The 25,687-nt window shown below is 39.7% G+C and carries 27 protein-coding genes; 14 read left to right on the forward strand and 13 right to left on the reverse strand.

The genetic code is table 11. From position 1 onward, the window contains the following. Together ABG082_RS05970 and ABG082_RS05975 are read right to left on the reverse strand one after the other, a co-directional pair. A complete protein-coding gene (locus tag ABG082_RS05970; protein ID WP_348936672.1) occupies positions 1-564 on the reverse strand; it encodes a GNAT family protein in 564 nt (187 codons plus the stop codon). 16 nt (positions 565-580) lie between these two features. Then, positions 581-1,486 carry a LysR family transcriptional regulator gene (locus ABG082_RS05975; RefSeq protein ID WP_017367054.1) on the reverse strand — a complete coding sequence of 302 codons (906 nt, stop codon included), beginning with the start codon at positions 1,484-1,486 and terminating at the stop codon, positions 581-583. Between the two features lie 109 nt (positions 1,487-1,595). On the opposite strand from ABG082_RS05975, the gene ABG082_RS05980 reads away from it, so the two are divergent. After that, entirely contained in the window at positions 1,596-2,756 is a 1,161-nt protein-coding gene (locus ABG082_RS05980; RefSeq protein ID WP_348936673.1) for an MFS transporter, read from the forward strand. Positions 2,757-2,870: 114 nt separating this feature from the next. On the opposite strand, the gene lpdA is transcribed toward ABG082_RS05980, so the two are convergent. Beyond that, positions 2,871-4,265: a dihydrolipoyl dehydrogenase gene (gene lpdA, locus ABG082_RS05985; protein ID WP_348936674.1), complete on the reverse strand. Its 1,395-nt coding sequence runs from the start codon at positions 4,263-4,265 to the stop codon at positions 2,871-2,873. A gap of 181 nt (positions 4,266-4,446) precedes the next feature. On the opposite strand from lpdA, the gene ABG082_RS05990 reads away from it, so the two are divergent. The 5 genes from ABG082_RS05990 to alr all read left to right on the forward strand — a co-directional run bounded on the left by ABG082_RS05990 (position 4,447) and on the right by alr (position 8,408). Continuing rightward, positions 4,447-5,025: a TetR/AcrR family transcriptional regulator gene (locus ABG082_RS05990; protein ID WP_342493443.1), complete on the forward strand. Its 579-nt coding sequence runs from the start codon at positions 4,447-4,449 to the stop codon at positions 5,023-5,025. Positions 5,026-5,036: 11 nt separating this feature from the next. After that, the gene (locus ABG082_RS05995) at positions 5,037-5,456 is read left to right on the forward strand and encodes a GNAT family N-acetyltransferase (RefSeq protein WP_017367058.1); all 420 of its coding nucleotides are present in this window, start codon (positions 5,037-5,039) and stop codon (positions 5,454-5,456) included. 265 nt (positions 5,457-5,721) lie between these two features. Continuing rightward, positions 5,722-6,180, forward strand: a complete 459-nt coding sequence (locus ABG082_RS06000; protein WP_348936675.1) for a GyrI-like domain-containing protein — start codon at positions 5,722-5,724, stop codon at positions 6,178-6,180. A 251-nt stretch (positions 6,181-6,431) separates the two neighbouring features. Continuing rightward, positions 6,432-7,043: a hypothetical protein gene (locus tag ABG082_RS06005; protein ID WP_348936676.1), complete on the forward strand. Its 612-nt coding sequence runs from the start codon at positions 6,432-6,434 to the stop codon at positions 7,041-7,043. A gap of 183 nt (positions 7,044-7,226) precedes the next feature. After that, the gene (alr, locus tag ABG082_RS06010; RefSeq protein WP_348936677.1) at positions 7,227-8,408 is read left to right on the forward strand and encodes an alanine racemase; all 1,182 of its coding nucleotides are present in this window, start codon (positions 7,227-7,229) and stop codon (positions 8,406-8,408) included. A 77-nt stretch (positions 8,409-8,485) separates the two neighbouring features. Here alr and ABG082_RS06015 read toward each other — a convergent pair whose 3' ends face one another. Continuing rightward, the gene (locus ABG082_RS06015) at positions 8,486-9,598 is read right to left on the reverse strand and encodes an NAD(P)-dependent alcohol dehydrogenase (RefSeq protein WP_007498906.1); all 1,113 of its coding nucleotides are present in this window, start codon (positions 9,596-9,598) and stop codon (positions 8,486-8,488) included. Between the two features lie 212 nt (positions 9,599-9,810). Here ABG082_RS06015 and ABG082_RS06020 point away from each other — a divergent pair, with 212 nt between their 5' ends. From ABG082_RS06020 to hag (ABG082_RS06035), 4 genes are all read left to right on the forward strand, one after another. Beyond that, the gene (locus tag ABG082_RS06020) at positions 9,811-10,425 is read left to right on the forward strand and encodes a TetR/AcrR family transcriptional regulator (RefSeq protein ID WP_348936678.1); all 615 of its coding nucleotides are present in this window, start codon (positions 9,811-9,813) and stop codon (positions 10,423-10,425) included. 145 nt (positions 10,426-10,570) lie between these two features. Next, entirely contained in the window at positions 10,571-12,052 is a 1,482-nt protein-coding gene (locus ABG082_RS06025) for a kelch repeat-containing protein (protein ID WP_348936679.1), read from the forward strand. A 225-nt stretch (positions 12,053-12,277) separates the two neighbouring features. Beyond that, a complete protein-coding gene (hag, locus tag ABG082_RS06030; protein ID WP_348936680.1) occupies positions 12,278-13,189 on the forward strand; it encodes a flagellin Hag in 912 nt (303 codons plus the stop codon). Positions 13,190-13,478: 289 nt separating this feature from the next. Continuing rightward, positions 13,479-14,300, forward strand: coding sequence for a flagellin Hag (gene hag, locus ABG082_RS06035; RefSeq protein WP_025207195.1), 822 nt, complete (start codon positions 13,479-13,481; stop codon positions 14,298-14,300). A 32-nt stretch (positions 14,301-14,332) separates the two neighbouring features. On the opposite strand, the gene ABG082_RS06040 is transcribed toward hag (ABG082_RS06035), so the two are convergent. Next, positions 14,333-15,802, reverse strand: a complete 1,470-nt coding sequence (locus tag ABG082_RS06040; protein WP_348936681.1) for an FAD-dependent monooxygenase — start codon at positions 15,800-15,802, stop codon at positions 14,333-14,335. Positions 15,803-16,023: 221 nt separating this feature from the next. Here ABG082_RS06040 and ABG082_RS06045 point away from each other — a divergent pair, with 221 nt between their 5' ends. Continuing rightward, positions 16,024-16,848, forward strand: coding sequence for a methyl-accepting chemotaxis protein (locus ABG082_RS06045; protein WP_008346300.1), 825 nt, complete (start codon positions 16,024-16,026; stop codon positions 16,846-16,848). A 40-nt stretch (positions 16,849-16,888) separates the two neighbouring features. Here ABG082_RS06045 and ABG082_RS06050 read toward each other — a convergent pair whose 3' ends face one another. After that, positions 16,889-17,260: a DUF5412 domain-containing protein gene (locus ABG082_RS06050; RefSeq protein ID WP_017359605.1), complete on the reverse strand. Its 372-nt coding sequence runs from the start codon at positions 17,258-17,260 to the stop codon at positions 16,889-16,891. Between the two features lie 244 nt (positions 17,261-17,504). Here ABG082_RS06050 and ABG082_RS06055 point away from each other — a divergent pair, with 244 nt between their 5' ends. Beyond that, the gene (locus ABG082_RS06055; RefSeq protein WP_348936682.1) at positions 17,505-18,128 is read left to right on the forward strand and encodes a poly-gamma-glutamate hydrolase family protein; all 624 of its coding nucleotides are present in this window, start codon (positions 17,505-17,507) and stop codon (positions 18,126-18,128) included. Here ABG082_RS06055 and ABG082_RS06060 read toward each other — a convergent pair. Beyond that, positions 18,119-18,703, reverse strand: a complete 585-nt coding sequence (locus ABG082_RS06060; protein ID WP_008346294.1) for an ImmA/IrrE family metallo-endopeptidase — start codon at positions 18,701-18,703, stop codon at positions 18,119-18,121. The two genes, ABG082_RS06055 and ABG082_RS06060, sit on opposite strands and share 10 nt — an antisense overlap. Positions 18,704-19,014: 311 nt before the next feature. Here ABG082_RS06060 and ABG082_RS06065 point away from each other — a divergent pair, with 311 nt between their 5' ends. After that, positions 19,015-19,914 carry an N-acetylmuramoyl-L-alanine amidase gene (locus ABG082_RS06065; RefSeq protein ID WP_348936683.1) on the forward strand — a complete coding sequence of 300 codons (900 nt, stop codon included), beginning with the start codon at positions 19,015-19,017 and terminating at the stop codon, positions 19,912-19,914. Here ABG082_RS06065 and ABG082_RS06070 read toward each other — a convergent pair. From ABG082_RS06070 to ABG082_RS06095, 6 genes are all read right to left on the reverse strand, one after another. Beyond that, complete coding sequence (locus tag ABG082_RS06070) at positions 19,903-20,034, reverse strand: hypothetical protein (RefSeq protein ID WP_008346290.1); 132 nt, start codon at positions 20,032-20,034, stop codon at positions 19,903-19,905. The two genes, ABG082_RS06065 and ABG082_RS06070, sit on opposite strands and share 12 nt — an antisense overlap. 99 nt (positions 20,035-20,133) lie before the next feature. Continuing rightward, positions 20,134-20,310, reverse strand: a complete 177-nt coding sequence (locus ABG082_RS06075; RefSeq protein ID WP_008346289.1) for a type II toxin-antitoxin system SpoIISB family antitoxin — start codon at positions 20,308-20,310, stop codon at positions 20,134-20,136. Next, positions 20,279-21,049: a type II toxin-antitoxin system SpoIISA family toxin gene (locus tag ABG082_RS06080; protein WP_017359599.1), complete on the reverse strand. Its 771-nt coding sequence runs from the start codon at positions 21,047-21,049 to the stop codon at positions 20,279-20,281. The genes ABG082_RS06075 and ABG082_RS06080 overlap by 32 nt, the downstream gene beginning before the upstream one ends. Before the next feature lie 148 nt (positions 21,050-21,197). Next, positions 21,198-22,196, reverse strand: a complete 999-nt coding sequence (locus ABG082_RS06085; RefSeq protein WP_008346283.1) for an inorganic phosphate transporter — start codon at positions 22,194-22,196, stop codon at positions 21,198-21,200. 15 nt (positions 22,197-22,211) lie between these two features. Beyond that, complete coding sequence (locus tag ABG082_RS06090; RefSeq protein ID WP_008346281.1) at positions 22,212-22,829, reverse strand: DUF47 domain-containing protein; 618 nt, start codon at positions 22,827-22,829, stop codon at positions 22,212-22,214. A 206-nt stretch (positions 22,830-23,035) separates the two neighbouring features. Further along, complete coding sequence (locus ABG082_RS06095) at positions 23,036-23,494, reverse strand: ASCH domain-containing protein (RefSeq protein WP_348936684.1); 459 nt, start codon at positions 23,492-23,494, stop codon at positions 23,036-23,038. 227 nt (positions 23,495-23,721) lie between these two features. On the opposite strand from ABG082_RS06095, the gene ggt reads away from it, so the two are divergent. Further along, positions 23,722-25,476 (forward strand): gamma-glutamyltransferase, encoded by a 1,755-nt coding sequence (ggt, locus tag ABG082_RS06100; RefSeq protein WP_250026560.1) that lies wholly within the window; start codon positions 23,722-23,724, stop codon positions 25,474-25,476. Positions 25,477-25,687: the final 211 nt, after the last annotated feature.

The raw sequence follows: 25,687 nt of genomic DNA on the forward strand, positions 1-25,687 counted from the left end.
TTAATGACGCTTCGCGGCCCACTCAGATTGAAGAATGGCATATTGATATTCATCGACCCAATGTCCCTTCGACATATAATTTTGCAGCAAATGTCCTTCGCGTCTCATGTCTAAACGTTCCAGCACTCGAATGGATTTTTCGTTGCGTACATCTGTAAAGGCAATGATTTTATGCTTGTTCAGTGTAGTGAAAATATATTCGATCATTGAATTCAAGGCTTCGTGAATATAGCCCTTTCCTTGAAATTCAGGCGCGAGTGTAAATCCTATTTCAACGATTCTAGGCTCGCTGCCGAGTGTATGAATGGCGCAATCTCCTATCAGCTGATTGGATTCAGATAAGGCAATCGCGTATTGAAACCACGTCCCTGGTTGATTAGGTTGTTGCGTCATTTGGTGTTGAACAAATAATTCAGCGTCTTCGTGCGTGTAGTTTTCCCAAGATTGAAATGTGGCAATAGAGGGGTTTGATCGGTATTGATAAAATGCTTCAATATCCTGCTGATCAAACTGGCGAATCACAATCCGGTTTGTTCTTGTAAATATGCTGTTTGCATTCTTCATGTGTTACCCTCACTTTTTAGTTTGTTCTTGATTTGAAAAAGTCTATTAGCCATTCAGATAGCTGTTTTTGCGCTTTGGTCACAAATCGATCGGCATAATACGTTAATTCAAGATGCCGAACAGGAGCAGGAGCAGAAATAGGGATAGAGACAATATTAGGCCATGCTGAATGTTGCTTTAACAGCCCTCTTGGCTGGATGGTGGCGCCGATCCCAGCTTCAACCAGCTGCAATAATGAAGTGGCAGACCCAACATCCATGACCGTGTCCAATTCAAAACCGTGTTCTTTACATACGTCATCGACCAAATCTCTTCCTAAATAGCCTTTTGGATACATGACCAGCGCATGCTTTGTCAGCTCTTTTAGCGTCACTTCACGCCTTTTTGCCAGTTCACTGTCTGAATGAACAAACAATTCGTAGGGCTCATCGCCAAGTGGAATTTGAATCAGGCGTTTATCCGCAGGCCCGCGCAGCCCAATTCCGATATCGACTTTATGTGAGAGCACCTCGTCACGAACAAAGATGGTCGAAAAAGCCTTTAGATTGATCTCTGGATACAGCGTTTTAAATTCTACAAAAAGCGGAACAAGCTGAAAGTCAAGATCAGAGGGAAGGACGGCAAGCCGAACGGTACCCCGCTGTTCAGATAAGAGTTCTTTCATGGCATTTTTTGCATCTCGTTCAGCCTGAAGCATTTTCATGCCATATTGATAAAGAAGCGAACCAGCTTCAGTTGCAACTACTTTTTTACCGATTCGGTCAAAAAGCGGCATCCCAACTTCAGCTTCAAGCAGCTGAATCTGTTGGCTTAATGTAGGCTGTGATATACCTAGCTGCTCTGCAGCCTTTGTGAAATGTAAATGATCGAATACAGCCATAAAATAGGTAATGTGACGAGTATCCATATGCCATCCTTTCATTAATGATAGTATTTTTCTATCATCATAATACGAATTATTGTATTGATCAATGAATGAAGCGGATTTATACTCATAGTAACCTCAACAAGATGAGAGAGGAAGAAGAGTATTGATAAAAAAAGTATTTTATTTAGCTGCTTTATTTTTAGCTGCCTTAAACTTGCGCCCAATCATTACATCCGTAGCTTCTATGATGAGCATGATTCAATCAGACCTTGGCGTTAGTGCACTCACGGCAAGTCTTTTAACCACTTTGCCGGTCTTGTGCATGGGAGTGTTTGCCCCTGTAGCAACGAAACTAAGCCGCCGGTTTGGATTAGAGAGAACCCTTTTTTTCTCGATTTTTCTTATCACAATTGCGACTGGACTGCGTGGTACAAGTCAAACGGTTACCATCCTTCTCATGACTGCTTTTGCAGGAGGAGTTGGAATTAGTTTTGCCGGACCATTGTTGTCTAGTTTTATTAAAAAGTATTTTCCGAAAAGTCCTGGGATTGTCAGTGTGTACTCTATATCGATGACAGTTGGAGCTGCACTTGCTTCGGGCTTGACCATTCCGATTTACCTTCGCAGTGAGCATAACCTTCCACTTGCGTTAGCCTGCTGGGCGGTTTTAGGTGTTATTGCACTGATTTTATGGCTCGGCCTAGCTCGTAAAAGCCAACAAGTGGATCATGCAGACGTGCCGCTGAGATTACCACTACGAAACAAAAAAGCCATTCAATTTACTTTGTTCTTTGGCTTTATGTCAAGCATGTTCTATTCGTTAACAGCGTGGATTTCACCCATTGCGCTTAATTTTGGGAATAGTCCGCAGTATGCCGCCATGCTGCTTACGATATTTACGCTCATTCAGATTCCGGTGGCATTACTTGTTCCAGCAATCGTTAATCGTCTAGGAAAGCCGAAATTATTTCTGATCTTATGCAGTTTGTCAGAGCTGATTGGCCTCATATTCCTTCTACTGCCAATGCCGATCCTGCCAGCTGTTATTTTTCTAGGGATTGGAGCAGGTGGATTATTTCCTTTGGCGCTTATGCTGCCTATTATTGAAACGCGTACACCAGAAGAAGCCGGTACATGGTCCGCGATGTCACAGATGGGCGGGTACATCATGGGAGGATTTGGTCCATTTTTAATCGGTTTGATTTTCGATATCAGCGGACATTTTCAAGCTGCTATTGTCGCAATGCTCGCCATCGTGATGCTGATGATTGGCGTTCAGTTATCGATGAAGTTAGGAAAAAAACGTGAAGAGGTATCCAATTAAAGATCAATATACCGCTGCTTTTATATCATGACTCAATTTAAATCGCCATAGCCTATTCCTAAGTAGGCTATGGCGATTATTTTGCTCAATCTTTAAAAGATGCACCTGAATGAATTATCGTGAAAGGTATTTTTCAACTTTACGAGTGGCCATTTCTGCAGCTTCCATGATCATTTCACCTAATGTTGGGTGAGGATGAATCGTCATGGCTAAATCTTCTACTGTAGCACCAATTTCAATAGAGAGAGAAAGTTCTGATATAAGAGTAGATGCCTCTGCACCTACGATTTGTGCTCCTAAAATAAGGCCAGATTCAGCATGGGCCACAATCTTCACAAATCCTTCTGGTTCTTTTAATGCCAGTGCTCGACCATTAATGGAGAACATTGTTTTTCCAATAACAGTCGGAATGGATTGCTGCTTGCAATCCGTTTCGCTCAGTCCAACACTCGTCAATTCTGGGCTAGAAAACACAACAAGTGGGATCGCTTTATAATCGATCATCGAAGGTTTCCCGGCGATTGCCTCTGCTGCCACCTTCGCTTCATAGGAAGCTTTATGAGCCAGAGCAGGACCCTCGGTGATATCACCAATCGCATATATGTGCGGAATGGATGTTCTGCATTGTTCATCAATTTTAATACGTCCGTGAGGGGTAATGGACAAACCGATAGAATGGAGACCTAATGTTCCATCTGTATTCGGTTTTCTTCCGACAGTAATCAGTGCATAATCTGCTTTCAACGTGTAGCTTTCTTTCTGTTTCTCATAATGAAGATCAATTCCGCTCATATGCTGCTCGGCATCTATGACGTTTGCTCCTGTAATCACGGTGATGCCATCTTCTTTCAATTGTCGAACAACAGGCGAGACAAGTTCACTTTCAAAGCCAGGCAATACTTGATTGCCGCCTTCCAGAATGGTGACTTTTGATCCAAACCTTGCAAACATCTGTCCGAGTTCAACACCAATATATCCACCCCCAACTACGACAAGGCTTTTAGGGATCTCGAGAAGGGAGAGTGCTTCAGTGGACGATAATATACGACCTCCGAAAGGGAGTGATTTAATTTCAATTGGACGTGAGCCTGTTGCTAATATAAGGTGTTTGAAGTTGATTCGCTTTTCACCTTTTTCGGCATGTTGAATCACCGCTGTATGCTGATCGAACGAGCTTGCCTCGCCTTCCAAAATCGTAACTCCCGCTGACTTTAACAAAAATTGGACGCCTCCAGCTTGTTTTTCCACAACAGCTTTTTTGAACGCTTGAGCTTCATTGAAAGAGCCGCCATCTTGAAAACCACCCCATTGTGTGCGGAGTTTGAGCCGCTCTGCTTCTGCTATTAGCGCTTTAGAAGGGATACAGCCTACATGGGTGCATACGCCACCTAACTGATCACGTTCTACAATCGCTGTCTTCATGCCGAGATGAGCTGAACGTAACGCCGCCACATAGCCTCCCGGACCTGATCCAATCACTAATGTATCTACTGTTTCTAAATGAATCATTTCTTGCACCTCCAATTTCAAAATATGATGATCATAATATATTATAGCCATCATATTTTGTCGGAGTCAATCCCATTTGAGTGAGGAAAGATGGATTTCAGTCAATTGACACAAGATAATATGATAATTATAATATTTTAATAAATACACTTAGATGAGTTAAAAGGAAGGAGAAAAGAGGATGCCTTATCCGAAAGGTCATAAGTCAAAAGTGAGAGAGCAGATCATCGCAAGTGCTGCACGAGCATTTCGAACAAATGGCGTCCGTAGTATCAGTTTGCCATACATTATGAAAGGGGCAGGTCTAACTCATGGAGGGTTTTACGCTCACTTTAAGAACAAGGATCAGTTGGTGATAGAGACTTTTTATTTTGCTATTACTGATACGATCAAGCTGCTGCAAAGTGTTGCAGATAAGAAAGCAGATCAGCCTCGAATTCAGACGATTATTGAATTTTATTTAAGTTCCGTTCACCGTGATCAGACGGAAGTCGGCTGTATACTGCCTGCGCTGGCAGGGGAGATTTCTCAATTATCGCAAGAGGTACGAGAAGCTTATACCGATGAATTGAAACGGTTTATGGCGTTTATAGCCGATACGGGAAACATAAGCCTCTCTACAAGTTACGCACTAGTAAGCAGCATGATTGGTACAATTGCTCTTGCGCGTGCTGTCAATGACTCGCAGTTCAGTGATCAATTGTTATTGGCAGGCAGAACACAGGCAAAACACATTTTAGAGTCCAATGAACAAACATAGGGGATGTTGCGATGTTGATTAGAGAAGCAAGCATAGAAGATTATCCTCAATTAAGACAAATCTATTTAGAATCCCGACGTCAGAGCTTTCACTGGCTCAATACAGAAGAAATCAATCTGCAAGATTTTGATCAAGATACGCAGGAAGAGCAAATTTTCTTAGCTGAGGAGAGCAATAAAATCCTTGGATTCATCTCATTATATGTACCAGATCGTTTTATTCATCTCTTGTTTGTACATCCAGAAGCTGCTGGTCAAGGGGCTGGCGATCTGCTGCTTAAGCAAGCTATAAAAGTTTTGGGAACACCAGTCACCCTCAAATGTGTCTCCGAAAATCACAAAGCTTTGTCTTTTTATCAAAAAAGAGGATGGAAGGCTGTTGTAGAGGAAGGGGAGCCTGGGGCGAAGTACTGGGTGCTTATTTATGAATAGAAATCATTTTATCTAATCATTCACAAGGCCCTCTAAAGGGTCTTTTTGATTGTCAGTTTTCTGAAAGCCATTCCTTCAAAGGAAAATCTATAACAAATGAGCGGCTAAAATCCGTTCTTTTTTATGCTTAAAAATTGGACATCTTATGAATGAGAATATGAGATTCCATTATTTTTAATATCCTAATGCATTATATTTTAAAGGGTGTTACCGTTGGATGTAAGGAATGATTGGCCAATCTTCCAATAAGAGTTGGAGGGGAATCATGAATTACAAAATTGAAATGTTAACGAATATGAAAATGGTGTATATGAGAAATATAGGACCGTATGGCAGTAAAGAGAATGTGGAAATGATGAAGAAATTTAAAAAATGGATCAAAGAACATCAATTCAATGACGAATTAAAGAAGCATGGAATATACGGTGTCCCTCAAGATGATCCTGCAAGAACTTTACCTGAAAATTGCAGATATGACCTCATGTTCATGACAAATAGAGATTTCTCCAAAGATCAACTTGTTCAGACTGGTCATGTTGAAGGAGGAAAGTATGCTGTGTTTACGATGACACATACAGCCGAAAAAGTGAATTTGTTTTGGAGACAATTACCTCAAATGATCCAACACAATCAATTGAACATACGCCATGCACCTATTATGGAGAGATATAGAGAAGATGAAGGCGAAGATAAGGTGTGTGAATTCTTACTGCCTATCTTTTAAACATTTTATCTAACTTCAATGAAAACAGACCTCTTGTGGTCTGTTTTCATGAATGTAAAATCTACACGTTTAAATAATTTAGGACTCGTTTCTTTAAATAACGATATTGAGCCTTATTCGTATCTTGAAATGCTTCTTCCCGATTTGAAGGTACATCCAAATAAAAGATATCTTCTGAAGCACTTAATCCAGATGCTATACTATGGCTAAACCAATATGACAATAAAAGGTCATGTCAGGAGGAGCATGGTGTGATATTCATCATAGGAATTGTAATCGCTTTTATTGTTGCTATTTTAGGCTTTACTGTTTTCGTAGATGTAGGTAATGGGTTGGGAACGGCTTTTAGCATCATTGGGGGAATGGTCATTTTATTCATAGCGGGAAGGCTGCAAAGACAAAAAGAAAAGAATGATCCAAACATCTTATTAGATAAGATGATGATGCTCTTTCACGAAGACGGATTTCAGTCCTCAACATACATCTTTTCGCAAAATGTTGATAAAGGATTTGCGATTGATGACGAGCGAAAGAAAATGCGCTTTATTACATATCAACCTGGCGGCTCATCTCAGAAATTCAGGTTTGAAGTCACTGAACTTTCCTTGCAAGAGTTGAAACAAGTTGACATGTTAGAAGATGGTATACCGATTGAACATTCTACTGAGAGTGATAATAATGAAGAGATTTCTACACTTCAATTAAGATTAACGATGAATGATCAAGAAGCATCAACGATCACGATCACCTTCCTGCAATTTGATGTGCCAGTTCGTAAGAGCACCGCTGAATATTTGATTGAACGAGAAAATCTGGAGGAGATTTATCATCAAATTGATTCAATGATGAAATCTGCGTATTAAGTAAATTTCTGTTCATAAAAAAGAAATCACAGTTTTGATGTGGTTTCTTTTTTTATCTCAATCAAGTTAAAGCCAGTCCAGTCATTGTAGTTGAATGTTTTTTTCAAAAATGAATAAAGATAGACTAGACACGAAAACGAACATTGATATTGAAATGACTCATGTGATGAGGAGGAAGCATACATGCAAAAACTTTGCAGGCAAGTCTGGATTGAAGTCAATCTTGATGCAATAAAAAGGAATATCGAAGCGATTCAAGCGCATATTCCAAGAAAAAGTAAGATCATGGCTGTCGTGAAGGCGAATGCTTATGGACACGGTTCAGTGGAGGTAGCGCGGCAGGCACTAGAAAGCGGTGCGACAGAACTTGCAGTTGCTAGCTTAGAAGAAGGGATTGTATTGCGAAGAGCAAAAATAGAAGCACCTATTCTTGTGCTTGGATTTACACCGCTCGATTGTGTGAAAAGGGCCGCAGCCTGGAGAATCGATCTCTCCGGCCTTCGAGAAGACTGGATTGCTCAAGCAAATGAGATCTTAGCGGAAGAAGAAAGCCAGCGCCGGCTTGGGATTCATGTCAATGTTGACACAGGGATGGGGCGGTTAGGTGTACGGACAAAGGAAGAGCTGTTAGCGGTGGTGAAGGCGCTTGAAAATAGTGAAAACCTGAGGTGGGATGGAATATTTACGCATTTCTCCACTGCGGATGAGCCTGATCCTGATTTTACGTTGCTTCAGCACAGCATCTTCATTGATTTTCTTCGGTTTTTGAAAGAAGAAGGGATCAAACTGCCGACCGTACATATGAACAATACAGCTGCTTCGATTGCGTTTCCTGAATTTAGCGCCGATATGATCCGGCTTGGTATCGGACTTTATGGACTGTATCCTTCGCAATACATTGAAAGCTTAGACGCTGTTCAGCTAGAGCCCGCTCTTAGTTTAAAAGCAAGAATTGCGTTCGTGAAGAAAATGGTGACAAAACCAAGAACCGTCAGCTATGGGGCAACCTATGTAGCAAAGCCTGACGAAGTCATTGCGACCATACCGATTGGCTATGCAGATGGATACTCACGTGCTTTATCCAATCGAGGGTTTATGCTTTTCCGCGGAAAACGAATGCCGATTGCTGGCCGAGTCACAATGGATATGACGATGATCAGCTTAGGAGAGATGAAAGCAAAGCAAGGCGAGGAAGTCGTCATTTATGGCCGTCAAAAGGGCGGAGAAATTTCTGTTGATGAAATTGCTGAAATGCTCAATACGATTAACTATGAAGTCATTGCAACATTAAGCCGCCGTGTTCCAAGGTTTTATCGTCGAGGCGGGAAGATTATTAAAATATCGACCCCGGTGATGTATGTGTAAAGGTAAGGAGAGCATGAAATTGCAAAAAGCCCCCTTTATATGGAAAGGGGGCTTTTGAGTTTCATGTCTTATTCGGCTTAAGCTCGATACTCTTTATCTAAAATAAGAATTGGTTTAATCGTAGATCCATTTTTAGAATCTTCAAAGGCTTGTTCAATCTCTTCTAATTCGTAGAATTTTGCTAGTTTTTCAACTGGGAATTGTCCATTTTTAAAGAACTTGACTAGTTTAGGAATGAATAGTTGAGGAACGGCATCTCCTTCTATCACACCTTTTAGCGTGAGCGCATTGAGCATGAGATCATTGGTCACATTAAACGTTAAATCGCGCTTTCCTACTGCTACTGTTGCACAGGTTCCTTTGACACGCAGGCAGTGAAGGGCAGCTAGCGTGACTTCTGGTACTCCAGTTGTTTCAAATGAGTAATGTGCCCCTTTTCCTTCTGTGATCTCCTTAACTTTTTCAGCTGGATTCTCATGTTTACTGTTGATGACATGTGTTGCACCTAATTCTTTTGCTAGCTCAAGGCGGCTATCATGGATATCAACGGCAATAATCGGATCACAGCCTGCAATTTTTGCTGCCATTAACCCACTTAAACCAACAGCACCTGTACCGAACACAACAAAGCTTGTACCTGGAGCTGGAGCAAGTGAATTTAAGACAGTACCGCTCCCAGTCATTAAGCCGCAGCCAAATGGTCCTAAATAACGTAAATCAGTTTCTTTGTCTACTTTCACCACATTTTTCTCATCAACCGTTGCATATGTACCAAATGACGATTGACCAAAAAATTGTGATACATCTTGATGATCATGTGTATGGATAGGCGTTTCATTATGTTTATTACGACCAGAAAAATTCAGTGGAATCATGTTTTCACATCCACCAGCGTTCCCGTCAAGACAATTATGGCAATGACCGCAATAAGCGAAACCTAGTACAACGTGGTCTCCTTCTTGGACGGTTGTGACATTAGAACCTGCTTTCACGACAATACCAGAGCCTTCATGTCCTAATAAAGCAGGACGTGGGACAGGAAGCGTGCCATCTAATACAGTGGCATCCGTATGACAAACGCCAGATGCAACAATTTTAACAAGCACTTCATCTGCTTTTGGGTCATCTAATAATAATGTTTGTTTCTCGAAATCTTTTTCATTTGTTGTGACCATCGCTTGAATTTCCATATCATGTGCCCTCACTTTTTATATAGTATGATATTCTAAAGAAGTTAGACCAAATGTCACAAAAAATTCATTTCTTTATGACTAAGTTGATTGTAGGACGAAAGATTTTCTGTTTCAATCAGTAAAAAATCTTTTTTGTATAGGTTTTCAACACAAATGAATTTATGTATCTCTAATCAACATTTTTTAAAAAGTGTCTAAAGGAGGGGCCCATGATCAAAAAAGAGGATCGCCGTGTTGAGCGAACAAAAGAAACACTTCGTCAAACATTCAAAATACTAGTAAAAGAAAAAGGATATTCGCACGTAAAAGTGAAGGATATTGTGGAAAAGGCAAACTATAATCGGACGACGTTTTATGTGCATTATGAAAGTAAAGATGAATTAGCAGCAGATGTTATTCACCGGGAAATGGTCGATTTCGAATATGAATTTTGTAAGCCGACTCGTGAAAATCCACTGTTGGATTTAACTCGCATGAAACCAGAGGGCACTGATGTATTTCAATATATCGTTGAAAATCGCGACTATTATGATTTATTAGTGATGGAAGACCGAATTCCCCACATACAAGAACAATTGCTTAAGAAAATACAATATATTTTCCAAAATAGAATGTCGTTTGTGAGTGATCAGTATGCAGAAATCAACGACAGTTATTTTGTCCAGTATCGCTCGTACGGCATCTTTGGTTTTATCATTGAATGGATCAGAAATGACTACAGTGCATCTCCCTCAGAAATGGCACGACGTATTATCAATTTATTATATATTCAATCCTCACTCATGATTCAGTTGAAAGATGAAGAAGCGATTATGAAAAGGTAATGTCATATAAAATTGATATATATAGAATGATAATAATAGAAATAGGAGCGTCCTAAATTTATGACAAGTACAACGGTAAAAATTAAATTTTATTACAAATATGTCGATAAAAGGAGGGAAATTTAAGAGATGGAGGAAAGAAACGATGAAAAAAGGATTGTTTTTAGTGCTTTTAGCCATTTTTATGATGGTCACAATTCATCCGTTAAAAGCTCATGCAGCTGAGACAAATGGTTGGACGAAGCGAGCGGACTTACCAGAAGAACGTATCGGAGCAAGTGTAGGTGTAGTTGACGGAAAAATATATGTATTCGGTGGAGCTAGCCAGCAGTCTAAGTTCAATGATTCAACATATATGTATGATCCTAAAACTGATTCGTGGACAGAAAAATCAGCTATGCCAAGGTCAAGAACAGGTGCTGCTTATGCGACAGTAGATAAAAAAATCTATGTCATTGGCGGTCTCTATGAAACGACTAAAACAGTTCATAGAACTATGGATGTTTATGATACAGAACTTGACCAATGGACAGAAGAACCGATTAAGATGCCTGATAAATTTATATATAAATCCTATACAACAGGTGCCTTACGAGCTGTTACAGTTGGAGAAAAGATTTATATCGTATCCTCTTTATCATCCTATAAAGAAAATTTTTATTCTTATGATACGGTAAGTGGAGAGTGGGAATCTTTAGATAGTTCCCTATTAGTGAATCACCAAGGTAGAAGTATTTCAGAAATAAATGGGAAAATATATATTGCTGGTGGTGAGGCTAATGTTAGCCGAGGGAAAGATAAAGACATTTTAGAATATGATTTGTCGCTAGGGAAGTGGCAACGCTTAAAGGATGTTCAATTAAATTCTTTTGCCTATGAAGCTGCATTTGCGACATATAATCATAAACTATTTATCATTGGTGGTCAGCAAATTGGAGATAGATCTAGCAAATTATTAAAACAAGTTCAAATATTTGATCCAAAAACTAGTCAAGTTAAAGATTCTTTATATGAAATCCCTGAAGGTAGAGTTGGATCTGTGGCAGTAATTGCTGATGACCAATTATATGTTATTGGTGGAAGAGACTATGCTGAATCAATTGGTAGTCATTCTGTCAAAAACAATTTTAAATCTGTTATCTCTATTCCATTAAAAGATCTGCAAAAAGTGTCAACGGATCAGGAGGAAACAAAGCCAGGTGATGATACAACCGAAGAGCCGAAAGATCAGGACGGGACAAAGCCAGGTGATGATACAACAGAAGAACCGAAAGATCAGGACGGAACAAAGCCAGGTGATGGTACAACAGAAGAACCAAAGGATCAAGACGGAACAAAGCCAGGTGACGGTACAACAGAAGAACCGAAAGACCAAGATGGGACAAAACCAGGAGAAGAAACTGCGAAAGGTATACTTTCCATTACCATGATCAATGGGTTACAAAAGGATTATCTGCTCTCAATGAAAGAAATCAACGATTTTCTTAATTGGTATAAAGAAAGAAGCTTTGGAATCGGAATGAACTTTTATGAGATCAATGATGAACACAATAAAGGACCTTTCACAAGTAAGAAAGATTATGTGGTGTACCAAAATATATTAATGTTTGATATCAAGCAATATTGATAAAATGAAAGCTGCTGATAATAGATTAGCAGCTTTTTATATTTTACATTATTGTTAAAATTAGGATGAACATCATAAAAAAACAAGATATTTTTTAAAAAATCTGCTAAACATCCCATAACTACGTCCGATAATAGAATTGTCAGGGTTGATAAGCCCTAGAATAAAGGACTTTTTTCAGACAAGGACGTCTGTCAGGTCCCACATACATGGAGGTAATAGGAAATGAGAATTAACCACAATATCGCAGCACTTAACACATTAAACCGTTTGTCTGCAAACAACGGTGCGAGCCAAAAGAACATGGAGAAACTTTCTTCTGGTCTTAAAATCAACCGTGCAGGAGATGACGCAGCAGGTCTTGCAATCTCTGAAAAAATGCGTGGACAAATCCGCGGATTAGAAATGGCGTCTAAAAACGCACAAGACGGTATTTCTCTTATCCAAACAGCTGAAGGTGCATTGACTGAAACTCACTCAATCCTTCAACGTGTTCGTGAACTAGTGGTTCAAGCTGGAAACACTGGTACACAGCAAGATGAAGACTTAACTGCAATTAAAGATGAAATGGATGCTTTAATTGAAGAGATTGATGGTATTTCTGATCGTACAGAGTTCAATGGTAAAAAACTTTTGAATGGTGCGTATAAAGCTTCTACTCCACCAGTAGCAGCTGATCCATCTTTAGTTTTCCAAATTGGCGCTAACGGAACACAACAAATCAAAGTTAATATCCAAGATATGGGTGCAGACGCATTAGGCGTTGATAATGGTACTGGTGGCATCACTGCAAACCAATCCATTAAAGATTTAGATGTAACAGCCTTTGCAACTAATGCAGCAGATGCAACAGATGTTGGTTTTGATACTCAACTTAAGATTGTTGATTCAGCTATCAACCAAGTATCTTCTCAACGTGCTAAACTTGGTGCAGTACAAAACCGTCTAGAGCACACAATCAACAACCTTGGTGCTTCTGGTGAAAACTTAACAGCTGCTGAGTCTCGTATCCGTGACGTTGACATGGCGAAAGAAATGAGTGAGTTCACTAAGAACAACATTCTTTCTCAAGCTTCTCAAGCAATGCTTGCACAAGCGAACCAACAGCCACAAAACGTACTTCAATTACTACGTTAATGAAAGGCCCCTTGATGGGGCTTTTTTTTATGCTGTTTTTTCCTTCGCATTTTCTCCAGTCTTATGATTCTTAAATCCCTCTGATAAATCATGAAAAATGACCTCTAAATTTGGCATACTCTAGCGAAACGATCATAATGAATAAGACTTTTTCCTTATTTATTCCTTTTTTGTTAAACATATTCCATTGAAGTTCGATAAATGGATTGTAAGGCTTACAAAAAAATTCTAATTTAGAACTTTTGGACATGGATGTCTAATTGGTTCAAACACATGGAGGTCATTTAATATGAGAATTAACCACAATATCGCAGCACTTAACACACTGAACCGTTTGTCTGCAAACAATGGGGCAGGACAAAAGAACATGGAGAAGCTTTCTTCTGGACTTCGTATCAACCGTGCAGGAGATGACGCAGCGGGTCTTGCAATCTCTGAAAAAATGCGTGGACAAATCCGCGGATTAGAAATGGCATCTAAAAACGCACAAGATGGTATTTCTCTTATTCAAACAGCTGAAGGTGCATTAACTGAAACTCATGCGATTCTTCAACGTATGCGTGAATTGACAGTTCAAGCAGGTAACGTTGGTACACAGCAGACTGAAGATTTAACGGCGATTCAAGAAGAACTTACTGCTTTGGTTGATGAAATTGATGGGATTTCTCAGCGTACAGCATTTAACGGAAAGAATCTATTAGATGGTAGTGTAGAGGATGGATTCCAATTCCAAATTGGAGCGAACATTGAGCAAAATATCAACGTAAAGATCGGCAAAATGGACGCTGAAACATTGACTGTCAAAGATATTAAAGTGAATGAAGATGGTTTTGACTTTGACGTTGAAGTAGCAAAAATCGACGCTGCAATCGGTGCGGTATCTAAACAACGTTCAGCACTTGGAGCGGTCCAAAACCGTCTAGAGCACACAATCAACAACCTTGGTGCTTCTGCTGAAAACTTAACAGCTGCTGAGTCTCGTATCCGTGACGTTGATATGGCGAAAGAAATGAGTGAGTTCACAAAGAACAACATTCTTTCTCAAGCTTCTCAAGCAATGCTTGCACAAGCGAACCAACAGCCACAAAACGTACTTCAGTTATTACGTTAATTAAAAGCCCCCGTTGAGGGGCTTTTTTTATGTTAGTTTGATTTTAGCAATTGATGTAATTGAAAGTCTGGAACAGCTTCATAGAAGAAAGCTCGATTTAATTCCTCATTCTTTTGATCCCACCTATGCCACCAGTGGCCGACATCACCAGTGAAGTCAGCTTGAATCATGTCTTGCAGCTGCTCTAGGTTGATGATTTTTCTCGGTTCTATTAAGAATGAATGCATACGATGATACGCCTCAAGGTATTTAGTTTGTTTTGTTTGAACGGCATATTGTACATAATAATTTAAAAATTCTTGTACAAATGTCAGATGGGGAATGGGGGTTCCCTTTAACTCGACGCCTTCCCATGCCATATCCGCAATTGCACAAAGCCACCAGCCAAGCTCATTGGCTTGCTGCATTTGTTGTAAGGTGTTTTTTTCAAAAAACATAAGCCCATTTTCTTGTGCTTGTTTGAGCATACGCTCAAGTGTCTGTACCTCAAGAGCTGCCTTTGTCATTCCCTGACCATGTATTGGATCTAATGTGCACAAGGCATCACCCATGACCAATAATCCGCTTGGCCAATCTTCCATTTGTTCATAGTGGTTTCTGACACAAGCCGGAACTCTAAATCCTTTTGGTTTCGTATAGGGAATTAAATGAGTGATGGCTTCTGCTATAGAGGGATTGGTCAGCCTAGCGGTCTCTACATCAAACTGATCAGCGTCCGTTGTTGGATAATGAGAGCCGCCAGCTGCAGAGAGAAGAACAGCTGCTAAATCATGATCTACTCGTTCAAACAGTCCTGTTGGAATTTTCTTATTTGGCTGTCCAACGATGACCATTGGTTCTAGGTTCGGTGCCTCAGCTGGTATTTGGTAGTATCTTGTGCTATAGCCAAGAGACACGATTAACTCATCTGTCTGCGGCAAGGTCAGTCCTGCGCTTTTCAGCCATTTTGGCAATTTAGACATTCTTCCAGACGTATCGATCACTAAGTCCGCTTTCAATTTGTGAATGATTCCTGGCTTTATCCTCCGATCTTTGACCTGTAGTCCACTCACTTGAGTCGTTTTTTTCTCAAAAAGAAGAGAGATCGCTTCATGTTTTTCCAAAAATTGAACACGTTCCTCACGTAACATTCTTTGCATCAGCACCCACTCTAGCATGGCACGTCGTGTGACAGCTGTTTCTTCAGTATCGGTGAGTACTAACTCGCCATCTTTTGTCATAAAGCGAGATGTCTGATGCCATGTGTTGTACCCGCCCAATTCCAGTAATTCTTTTGTATAACCAGGAAATAGACGTTCCACTATTTGTTTGCCTAGTGGCAGCATTCTATGTGGATGAAAGGCTTGAGGCGTGCCAAGACGATTCTCAGGAGCGTCTGGCAATTCGTCCTTTTCAATAATCAATACTTCAAGGTAGAAACTTGATAAAACCTTTGCAGCGAGCATTCCCGTTATTCCGCCTCCGATGACGATCGCCCGCTCATACTTCATGGGTTGTGTCACAACATGCGCCTCCAGTGAATATATAAAATGGTTACATGACCATTTCATCATATGTTGATTTTCTAAGTATAGCAAATTCTTGTTTTTTTGAATATAGAAAGGAATTGGCATACTTTTTACTCGTAAATATGAAAAAAACTTCAATCTTGATCATTATTTTTAAAAAATAATGATCAAATTTAAGAGGAATGACCGATAAATACATTAAGGGGGTAGAGAGAATGGATATACTACAGAGTATTGTAACCGCAGCACCTTATATGATGAAGATTTTAAAAGATGAAGTGACGATGGGTGTCATTGATCGAGAAAAATTCTTGCTGTATTTGCCATCAAAAGATGTGGATTTTCAAATACGGACAGGAGATCCCATTAAACCAGATGATCAGAATATGAAAAATGCGCTTAGAGGCGAAACATCAAGTACATTCGTACCTGAATCGGTGTATGGGACGCCTTTAAATGCAATGGGATTGCCGATTTTCGATGAAAATCATCAAGTCATTGGTGCAATTGCTTTAGGTTTTCCGCTTAAAAATCAAATAGAACTCGAGGCGTATATGGAGTCATTGAACGACATCATTCAAAGTATTCAAGAAAAAGTACATGTGGTGGCGGCTCATTCAGAAGAGCTCTCTGCGACAAGTGAGGAAATGACATTCCAAACACAGCAAACACTTGAAAGCTCGAAAAAAACTTCAGATATTACAAAAATGATCAAAGGTATCTCTAAACAAACGAGTTTGCTAGGATTGAATGCTTCAATTGAAGCGGCCAGGGCAGGGAAAGAGGGAGCGGGTTTTAGTGTGGTAGCGAGCGAGGTTCAAAAGCTCTCAAGCGAAACCTCACGTGCAACGGAAAACATAGAAAGCTCATTGCAAGGGATTTCCTCTAATATACATACATTACTTGAGAGTATGGGCCATATGAAAGGGTCATCTTCAGAACAAGCTTTATTAGTGACGGAGTTTAGTGAAATTGTAGACAGGTTGACGACGGTTAGCAAAGAAATGAAAGAATTTATGCAAAAGGTGATGTCAACGTAAAAAACGAATCCAAAAAGGGTTCGTTTTTTTTGCTGGCTCGTTATTTTCTATTTTTCTGATCAAAGCGATAATCGTATGTTTCACCTTTGACCACATTTAAAAACTCATGTCCAATTTGTACGAGCTGTGCATTTTCCCATTTAATCAGAGGATCTTTATCAGGGTATTTCCAGTAGATTGTTTTCTTGTGATGGGTGAGTTTGTTTTCAATTTCTGCTCTGACCGCATTCTCTTTTAGCTTTCCTCCGCTATGTCGATACGTGTTAATGGTATAGGTTCCATCAGGTGATGATATTGAGCGGATGAATGTTCCGTGAGACACGCCTTGAAGAGAGAAGCATTTCCAGTAAATAATTCCGGCGAAGCTAAGACATAAGATGGCAAGGATGATGGTGGTTTTCTTTTTAAACATGAATTCCTCCAGGTGTAGATCGCAATATTCTAATATATGAGAGAGAATAAAAAAAGATTCATATAGTTCAAAAGTTCTATTCATTTCAATTATCGGTCATTTTTCCTCAACATTCAATAGTTAGCCCGTAAAGATAAGGAAAATTTAAGGATGCATTCAGATCACACTGGTCATTCGAAAACACTTTACAAAAGAATTTGCGATCAGTAGACTTATGCTCATATAGAGAAATGGGGCAGATGGAATGAATCAAATCATAGATACGTATCAAAATTATGAAGAGCTTTCCGCTCATGAAAGAAAAGGGATCGACTATCAGATTCTTCATCAGCGGAAAGGGAATCAGCTTCTCGTCCTGTCACCTCATGCGGGAGGAATTGAATCTGGCGTGAGCGAGCTGGTCCATGAAGTAGCAACCGATTATTCTATGTATTTATTCGAGGGCCTTAAAGTGAAAGGCAATCATGTTCTTCATATTACGAGCACACGTTTTGATGAGCCGATTTGTCTTTCTCAAGTGCATACACATCATTATACGTTTGCACTCCACGGCTATGGAGAAACAGACGTCCTACAAACTTTAGTTGGCGGTACCGACAGAGAAAAAGCTGCTGAAACAGTGAAGCGTCTCACACAAAATGGCTTCCATGCCTTACTTTTATCTGAATCGGATCAATTTGCTGGAACACATCCTCAAAATATTAATAATCAGTGCCTCACAGGAAAAAGTGTTCAAATTGAAATTAGCCAAGCTCAGAGAAGAGCTTTCTTTCAAGACTTTAGGCGGAGCCGTAGGCGTGATACACAAACCGAACAATTTTATCAATACACAAATGTACTGAAACAAGTGTTAAGCCTTTATGAATAAACTTCTGACGTCACGTGTGCTGACGCTTTTGTTTGATACGCAGCTTCATTTTCTGCGACCTTGCCGGCTCTCATTAAATAAGAAGTAAATTCTTTTTGAAATTGAATGCCGGCTCTTCGCTGTTCAAATAGAGCAAGCCGTTTTTCAGCAAAAGCCCGAGTGACATGAAATGTCTGAGCAATATGCAAAATGGCTTGTTGCCTAAGGTTTGGGAGCGTCATTTGCAGCAGCATAAAAGTCGGAACACAAAAGTGATACATGAATTGTTTTGCTTGAAACTCTTGCAGTTCTCGAAAGAGCTTGTGCATGTTAAAGTGGTTGCCTGTATGCTTCAGCACATGACAAAGCTCGTGGGCGAAATCTTGCCACTGTTCTTCTGACGATAAGGCTCTGTTTAAAATAATACTGTAAAGACCTTGATGTTTGATCATCATGCTGCCAGTATCCTCGTAGTGTACCCATACATGAAATTCAGCTGCGATCCTATGCATGTCTACATAGGCAGGACCGCTTATTTGCAGTTGAGTGTATAACCGTTTAATATCTTCTTCTAAATGGGTTAAAAAATAAGTCATTTCAAAACCTCCATACAAACGTATGTTCTATTTTTGCCGTAAAAGAAAAGTCCATATAGGACTAAATGGCTAATAAAGCTATCGCTTACTTTTTATATCGGCTTATTTTTAACAATTTTAACATAAAATCAAAGGAAATTGGAAGTTTTTCCTGTTTTTTATTCTGTTTTTTTATTTTTTATAAAGATAAAACGGCGATTGAATTCAAATTTTACCATAGTCTTATGACGAAAACAAACAAATTTGTCTTACGTTTGCCACCGATTGATGAGCAAGATCAAACATCAATTGAACAAAAAGGAGTGCAAAACATGGTACAAATTTATCAAGATTTTATTCCAGTTGGAAACGGAAATCGGCCAGGATATGCTATGACGCCGCTTTATGTAACTGTGCATAACACAGCCAATACATCTAAGGGAGCTGACGCAAAAAGTCACGCGGCATATGTCAAACGCTCAACAACAGAGGTAAGCTGGCACTTTACAGTGGATGACAAGGAAATTTTTCAGCATCTCCCTTTAAATGAAAATGGATGGCATGCTGGGGATGGACATGGAGATGGCAACCGAAAATCGATTGGCATTGAAATTTGTGAAAATGAGGATGGAAACTTTCAACAAGCTGTCAAACATGCCCAGTGGCTTATTCAAAAGCTTTTAAAAGAACATGGCATTCCATTAGCAAATGTGGTGACGCATCAGCATTGGTCAGGAAAAACATGTCCACGTCTGCTGCTACCTACATGGGATGAATTTAAAAGAGGAATTGAGACTGCAGGTGATCCGGAAACGGTGATCACATATGTGGTGAAAAGCGGGGATACGCTAACGAGTATTGCCAAAGCCCATGGTGTCACAGTGAGTGATTTACAGACATGGAATCAGATTAGTGACCCGAACATGATTCGAGTTGGACAAGTTCTCAAGATTTATCGTACAGAAGAAAAGCTCAGTTATGAACTGCCGGATGGGGTGTTAAAGGTGACATCACCTCTGACAAAGGGGGAGCATGTACGTCTCGTCCAAAAAGCGCTTGCTGCTGTGTATTTTTATCCTGACAAAACAGCTGTAGACAAGGGCATTGATGGCGTTTATGGGGAAAAAACAGCCAATGCCGTCGCGCGATTTCAACTAATGAATGGTCTAACAAGTGATGGGGTATACGGTCCTAAAACAAAAGTGAAGCTGCTTCAACTATTAAATCAGTAAGTCTTTCTTTTTGGCCGCTTGAATGACGGCTTCACTCTTTTCATGTAATCGGCAGACATAAGGGGATGGCTTAAATTCAGCAAACTGAACATATCTCAATTGTTTAAGTTTCTTTTTCATATTGGCACCTCAATCGTTGCAGCAGTTGGTTTTATTGTATGCAAGTAGATGTGAAAATGGAAGTAGGACGCGGATGAAGTTCCGCGTCCTTTAGTGTAATCAAGCTTTTTTATTTTTATACTCATCTAGGAGCTGTTCATTCTTTTTGAAAATACGCTCCGTATGGGGACTTACTTTGTAATCAGCCATACTAATATGGCGCTTTTTCTTTAAAATCTTAAAAGGGTTTTTCTTGCGATTGTTATTATCCCCTTGAAGTGCGTGTTCCATCTTCATCACCTTCCTCTTCGTCAGGCAAGATTAGATCATAAATCGTTGTAAGTGAAGTCATTAATAAATAGTCGAATTCAGTGACAATTTCCTCAGAGGTCAGCTTAATCACAAAGTGTGCATCCGCTACTGAAAACGGGATGAGAACCAATTTGCCGAAATCATCGTAATATACTTCCTGCCTGTCAAGCTTTGCTTGAATGAGCGCTCTCTGATCAAGTGTCCGCAGCAGGTCATCTTTTTGCTCCTGCGTATCATAAGGACAAAGAACTGCTTGAATATTCATTTTTTCTGCAAAAGAATAGATCAGTCGTTCAATTCCCTCTATATAAGCTTCTATACTTCCATAATATACATGGATCGGTTCGTTTTTCAATAGGTATTGGTACGTTTTTAGTTTATTGAGGTAAGAATGAAGCAGGTCGTTATTTTGTTCTAGGAGTTGATGGGTGTCGGTTTCAAGTTCATGATTTCCGAGTTTTTTAATATAGGAGCTGAGGAAAATAAAGGCATCAGTTAATGCGAAAAAAACAGCAATAATCAGGTAGTGCATCCAATCGGTGAAGATTGAAGCAGGGTCATTTGTCCAGTACACAACAGCACCTGCTACATAAATCCAATACCACGTTTTACGAATTGCAAACATCTTTTCTTTTACTTTTTGTTCAAAGCGCCATACCGCAAATACATATACAGCAAGAGCACCTAGCAATAACCAAACAGTCAATTGAAAAAATAATAGCATGTTCTTCTCTCCCATAGACAGATGGATACTTATTTATTTCTATGGATATGATTGGAAACCCTGCTTCATGAAAAAATGGCTTGCAGAAAAAGAGCATTTGAGAATCCAAACACAAATAAAAAAAGACCTGTTAGACAGGTCTTTGATATTAGAGAATCGCATTTAACACAAAGTATATAAGTGCCCCTAGAGTTCCCGAAATCGGTAATGTGATCACCCAAGTGACAAGCATACGTTTTGCCGTACCCCAGTTGACTCCTTTTACTCTATGTGCAGAACCTACACCTAGAATAGAAGATGAGATCACGTGAGTGGTACTAACCGGTAAGTGAATAAATGTCGCACCGAAGATAATAGCTGCACCCGTTAAGTCTGCAGATACTCCGTTTACTGGACGAATCTTCATGATTTTACCGCCGACTGTTTTAATAATCTTCCAGCCGCCGATAGACGTACCTAGTCCCATTGCAAGCGCACAAGAGAATTGTACCCAGAAAGGAATGTCGTCTGTTGTATGCAAATTACCTGCAATTAAAGCCATCGTAATAATTCCCATCGCTTTTTGCGCATCGTTTGTTCCGTGGGTATACGATTGCAATGCAGCCGTTAAAATTTGAACACGTCGGAATTGTTTATTTGTTTTTGCGAGATTGTTGTTTCGGAATACAATTTTGATAATGGTATACACGATATATCCCAAAACAAAAGCCAGGATAGGTGAAAGCAAAAGTGCTTGAATGATTTTAATGAATCCCGAATAGTTTAAAGCGCCAAAACCAGCAGAGGCAATAACAGCTCCTGCAATTGATCCGATCAGTGCATGTGAAGAACTACTCGGAATCCCGTAATACCAAGTAAGCAAGTTCCAAGTAATGGCTGCAATTAAAGCAGCCAAAATGACGACAGATCCGTTTTGAAGTGTAAAAGGATCTGCGATGTCTTTTGTAATGGACTTTGCCACACCTGTAAATGTCATTGCTCCTAAGAAGTTCATGAACGCTGCCATAATAATAGCATGTCTAGGCTTTAACGCTTTTGTTGAAACTGAAGTGGCAATGGCATTTGCTGTATCGTGGAATCCGTTAATGAAATCAAAAGCAAGTGCACAAATGACAATAAGTATGGTAAGGATGAGTAATGTATCCATGTTTAACTAACCCCGTTACGCATTCTTCATAATGATTGTTTCTAGATTGTTGGCAACACTTTGACAGGAATCTGCGATTTCTTCAAGTGTTTCGTAAATTTCTTTGTATTGAATGACCTTAATTGGATCTGTTTCTTTTCCAAACAAGTTCTTTAGTGATTTGCGGTGAAGATTGTCACAATTATGCTCAATCTCTTTAATTTTGATTGCGTGCGGATGAATATCTTTTAAGCGATTTTCAGCCAGTAATTCAATAGTTATTAAAATTTCTTTCGCACATTCTCTGATGTAGTGGCTGAATTTGTCGATATGTTCGTCAGAGCTTGTAATTGAATAAATTTCTAATGTTGCTGAAAAATGCTCAATGCCGTCTAAAACATCGTCGAGGCTATTCGTCAATTGAAGAATGTCTTCACGTTCAATCGGTGTAATAAAGGCTTTATTCAGCTCTTTAATCATGGTATGAACATGATTATCACCTTTTGTCTCATATTCCTTCAATGTGTCAGAAAATTCTTTCAGAGTGGTTTGATTTGTTACTTTATAGCTAACAAAATACTCAGCAGTTTCATCTAAATTTTTAGCAATTTCCGTTAACAAGACGGAAAACTTGTCTTTTTTCCTTTTTAACATGTAAAAACCCTCCATTGTATAAATGAGACAATGCACACATCAAATAATTATATATTCTTTTGTCGAAAAAAAACAGGTGTAGTCGAAAATTTCTTCACTTTTTCTATTTGATCTTATTCTGACCTAAAGATGTGATCTCAACTCACCTTTTTCAGAAAGGGGAAAAGAAAGCAAAAAAGCGGACCATTTTTGGCACCGCTTAAAAGTTAAGAAGCTGAATAAACAAGCTTAAATCGCTCACAAACAAGAAGCATATCTTCCTTAAATGTTAATCCGTACGGTTTAAGTGCTTCTGTGAAAAATTCTTCATGTTCTTTGTACCAATAGTCATATGAAAGATCGCCTTCACCTTCTGCTTTTGCCAATGATTCAGGAACCTCATTCATTGGCATGATATCTACTTGCGTGATCTCTATGATGGCTTTTGGTTCCTCCCGGCTGTCCAAAATGACCGCATAATGACCGGGTTTTGGAAGAGGCTCTTGTTCTTTTTCGTAAAAAAGGTATCCAGAACAAGTGGCTGTTTTTTTTCCTTGTTGTACAAGGTCAAGCAAGTGATCTGGGTTTGCGCCAAATGCCCAAGCAGAAACAGAGGCGTGATCAGGAGTTTTTCCTGATTTTTCTTCCCAATAAGATTCCCAAAATAAAGTGCTTTTGTGGTTCATCCTTTTTCCCCCTTTGTTATGAGTTTATTATATCGTGAAGTTTCCTACTTGAAAAACGTATGTCTTTATTACTACAAGATGTGCATGTCATATGTTTTGAAAACATGTGTTTTGTTTGGCAGATATAGGATGATAGAATTAAAAATTTTGAAATTTTAGAATAATCTATTGTATTCTGGTCAAGAAGTCGGTAAGGTCAAAGTAAGAATATGGAAGGGGTGTTGTTCATGAAACGCATTTCTCTAACTGTTTTGTCCATATGTCTGTTTGTTTTCTCGTTTTTTCTGCCGGTCAGCCAAGTCACTGCAAACGAAACTCATGGGAATAAAGTAGCTGTTGGCAAAGATGGGATGGTGGCTACTGCACATCCGCTTGCATCGGAGATTGGTGCTGACGTATTGAAAAAAGGTGGGAACGCAGTGGATGCTGCTGTTGCCATTCAGTACGCACTGAATGTAACAGAGCCAATGATGTCTGGAATTGGCGGCGGCGGATTTATGATGGTTTATGATGGGAAGACAAAGGAAACATCCATCATCAATAGCAGAGAGCGAGCACCACAGGGCGCAACACCTGACATGTTTTTAACAGATGATGGAAAAGTGATTCCGTTTGCTGAGCGATCTACACATGGAAATGCGGTAGGTGTTCCAGGGACTGTAAAAGGTCTTGAAGCTGCATTAGATAAGTGGGGTACTCGTTCTATGAAGGAATTGATTGAGCCCTCCATTCAACTTGCAGAAGATGGTTTTGAAATTGATTCTGTCTTGGCAAAAGCGATTGATGATCATCAATCAAAATTGAAAAAAACGGCCGCAGCGCCAATTTTTCTTCCAAATGATCAGCCGCTCGAAGAAGGAGATCTGCTTGTCCAGCCAGGTCTTGCAAAAACATTTAAACTTATTGCGAAAAAAGGAAGCAAAGCGTTTTATGAAGGAAAAGTAGCAAAGGCACTTGCAAATACAGTTCAAGATTTTGGCGGGACGATGACTTCAAAAGATATCAAACGTTATGAAGTCAAGACTGACAAGCCAATCTGGGGAGACTATAAAGGATATCAGCTTGCAAGCATGCCTCCACCAAGCTCGGGCGGGGTGTTTATGCTACAAATACTCAAAATACTTGACCATTTTAACCTGTCTCAGTATGACCCCAAATCATTCGAAAAATATCAGCTGCTTGCTGAAACGATGCACCTCTCCTATGCTGACCGAGCCGCATATGCCGGCGACCCCGAATTCGTAGATGTTCCACTAAAAGGACTATTAGACGATGATTACATTTCAGAAAGAGCCTCTCTCATTCAATTAGATCAAATGAATCGCAGCCCGAAAGAAGGAGATCCTTGGGCATATGAGGATGAAAAAAATCCATCCCCAATTGTTCCTCAGCCGGAAGATAAAACCATTGGTGAGACGACCCATTTTACTGTTGCAGATCAGTGGGGAAATGTTGTGTCATTCACCACTACCATTGAACAATTATTTGGTACAGGGATTCTTGTTCCAGAGTATGGATTTTTCTTAAATAATGAACTAACTGATTTTGATGCACGACCTGGCGGTGCAAATGAAGTCCAGCCAAATAAACGTCCATTATCAAGTATGACCCCGACGATCATTTTTAAAGATGGAGAGCCTGTCATGACTGTTGGATCTCCTGGTGGAACGACGATCATTGCTTCTGTTTCACAGACGATTCTCAATTTACTTGAATATGACATGGAGCTTCAGGATGCGGTAGAAGAGCCAAGAATCTACACAAACAGCTTAACTTCGTATCGTTATGAAGTAGGTGTCCCTCTAGATGTAAGAACAAAGTTAAATGATATGGGTCACCAGTTTGGCAGTTCACCTATTGATATAGGGAATGTGCAAGCTTTACTGATTGATCGAAAAGCAGGGACATTTACTGGAGTAGCTGATTCAACGAGAAATGGAACTGCTGTTGGTGTCAATCTAAAGGTAGCTGCAGATCAATAGCATTACTCGGGAAAAGAAGCGCCTCATCAAGAAGGCGTTTCTTTTTTCATTAAAATAAAAACACAGTTGACACCTGTGAATGGTTTGAATAATATATAGACTAACATCAATCATACATAGCTGATCGGACAACCGAAGGCTCTTGGCATTGACGTACAGGACTTTTTTGTACTTCAATCGCTGAGGGCCTTTTTTGCGTATAGAACTGAAA

This window comes from Bacillus sp. BS1807G30, from assembly GCF_040047675.1.
Classification (GTDB): Bacteria; Bacillota; Bacilli; order Bacillales; family Bacillaceae; genus Bacillus; species Bacillus altitudinis.

Bases quoted from the DNA above. Each gene is read 5' to 3' on its own strand.
- alr (WP_348936677.1), top strand. From the start codon at position 7,227: ATGCAAAAACTTTGCAGGCAAGTCTGGATTGAAGTCAATCTTGATGCA.
- ABG082_RS06065 (WP_348936683.1), top strand. From the start codon at position 19,015: ATGGTACAAATTTATCAAGATTTTATTCCAGTTGGAAACGGAAATCGG.
- ggt (WP_250026560.1), top strand. From the start codon at position 23,722: ATGAAACGCATTTCTCTAACTGTTTTGTCCATATGTCTGTTTGTTTTC.
- lpdA (WP_348936674.1), bottom strand. From the start codon at position 4,265: ATGATTCATTTAGAAACAGTAGATACATTAGTGATTGGATCAGGTCCG.
- ABG082_RS06015 (WP_007498906.1), bottom strand. From the start codon at position 9,598: ATGGAAATTCAAGCGATGGTCACAACAAATGAAAAAGATTTCGAGAAA.
- ABG082_RS06085 (WP_008346283.1), bottom strand. From the start codon at position 22,196: ATGGATACATTACTCATCCTTACCATACTTATTGTCATTTGTGCACTT.
- ABG082_RS06070 (WP_008346290.1), bottom strand. From the start codon at position 20,034: ATGAAAAAGAAACTTAAACAATTGAGATATGTTCAGTTTGCTGAATTT.
- ABG082_RS05990 (WP_342493443.1), top strand. From the start codon at position 4,447: ATGCCTTATCCGAAAGGTCATAAGTCAAAAGTGAGAGAGCAGATCATC.
- ABG082_RS05975 (WP_017367054.1), bottom strand. From the start codon at position 1,486: ATGAAAGGATGGCATATGGATACTCGTCACATTACCTATTTTATGGCT.
- ABG082_RS06080 (WP_017359599.1), bottom strand. From the start codon at position 21,049: ATGCTATTATTTTTTCAATTGACTGTTTGGTTATTGCTAGGTGCTCTT.
- ABG082_RS06060 (WP_008346294.1), bottom strand. From the start codon at position 18,703: ATGACTTATTTTTTAACCCATTTAGAAGAAGATATTAAACGGTTATAC.
- ABG082_RS06000 (WP_348936675.1), top strand. From the start codon at position 5,722: ATGAATTACAAAATTGAAATGTTAACGAATATGAAAATGGTGTATATG.
- ABG082_RS06045 (WP_008346300.1), top strand. From the start codon at position 16,024: ATGGATATACTACAGAGTATTGTAACCGCAGCACCTTATATGATGAAG.
- ABG082_RS06055 (WP_348936682.1), top strand. From the start codon at position 17,505: ATGAATCAAATCATAGATACGTATCAAAATTATGAAGAGCTTTCCGCT.
- ABG082_RS06095 (WP_348936684.1), bottom strand. From the start codon at position 23,494: ATGAACCACAAAAGCACTTTATTTTGGGAATCTTATTGGGAAGAAAAA.
- hag (WP_025207195.1), top strand. From the start codon at position 13,479: ATGAGAATTAACCACAATATCGCAGCACTTAACACACTGAACCGTTTG.
- ABG082_RS06050 (WP_017359605.1), bottom strand. From the start codon at position 17,260: ATGTTTAAAAAGAAAACCACCATCATCCTTGCCATCTTATGTCTTAGC.
- hag (WP_348936680.1), top strand. From the start codon at position 12,278: ATGAGAATTAACCACAATATCGCAGCACTTAACACATTAAACCGTTTG.
- ABG082_RS06090 (WP_008346281.1), bottom strand. From the start codon at position 22,829: ATGTTAAAAAGGAAAAAAGACAAGTTTTCCGTCTTGTTAACGGAAATT.
- ABG082_RS06025 (WP_348936679.1), top strand. From the start codon at position 10,571: ATGAAAAAAGGATTGTTTTTAGTGCTTTTAGCCATTTTTATGATGGTC.
- ABG082_RS05995 (WP_017367058.1), top strand. From the start codon at position 5,037: ATGTTGATTAGAGAAGCAAGCATAGAAGATTATCCTCAATTAAGACAA.
- ABG082_RS05970 (WP_348936672.1), bottom strand. From the start codon at position 564: ATGAAGAATGCAAACAGCATATTTACAAGAACAAACCGGATTGTGATT.
- ABG082_RS06075 (WP_008346289.1), bottom strand. From the start codon at position 20,310: ATGAAGATGGAACACGCACTTCAAGGGGATAATAACAATCGCAAGAAA.
- ABG082_RS06020 (WP_348936678.1), top strand. From the start codon at position 9,811: ATGATCAAAAAAGAGGATCGCCGTGTTGAGCGAACAAAAGAAACACTT.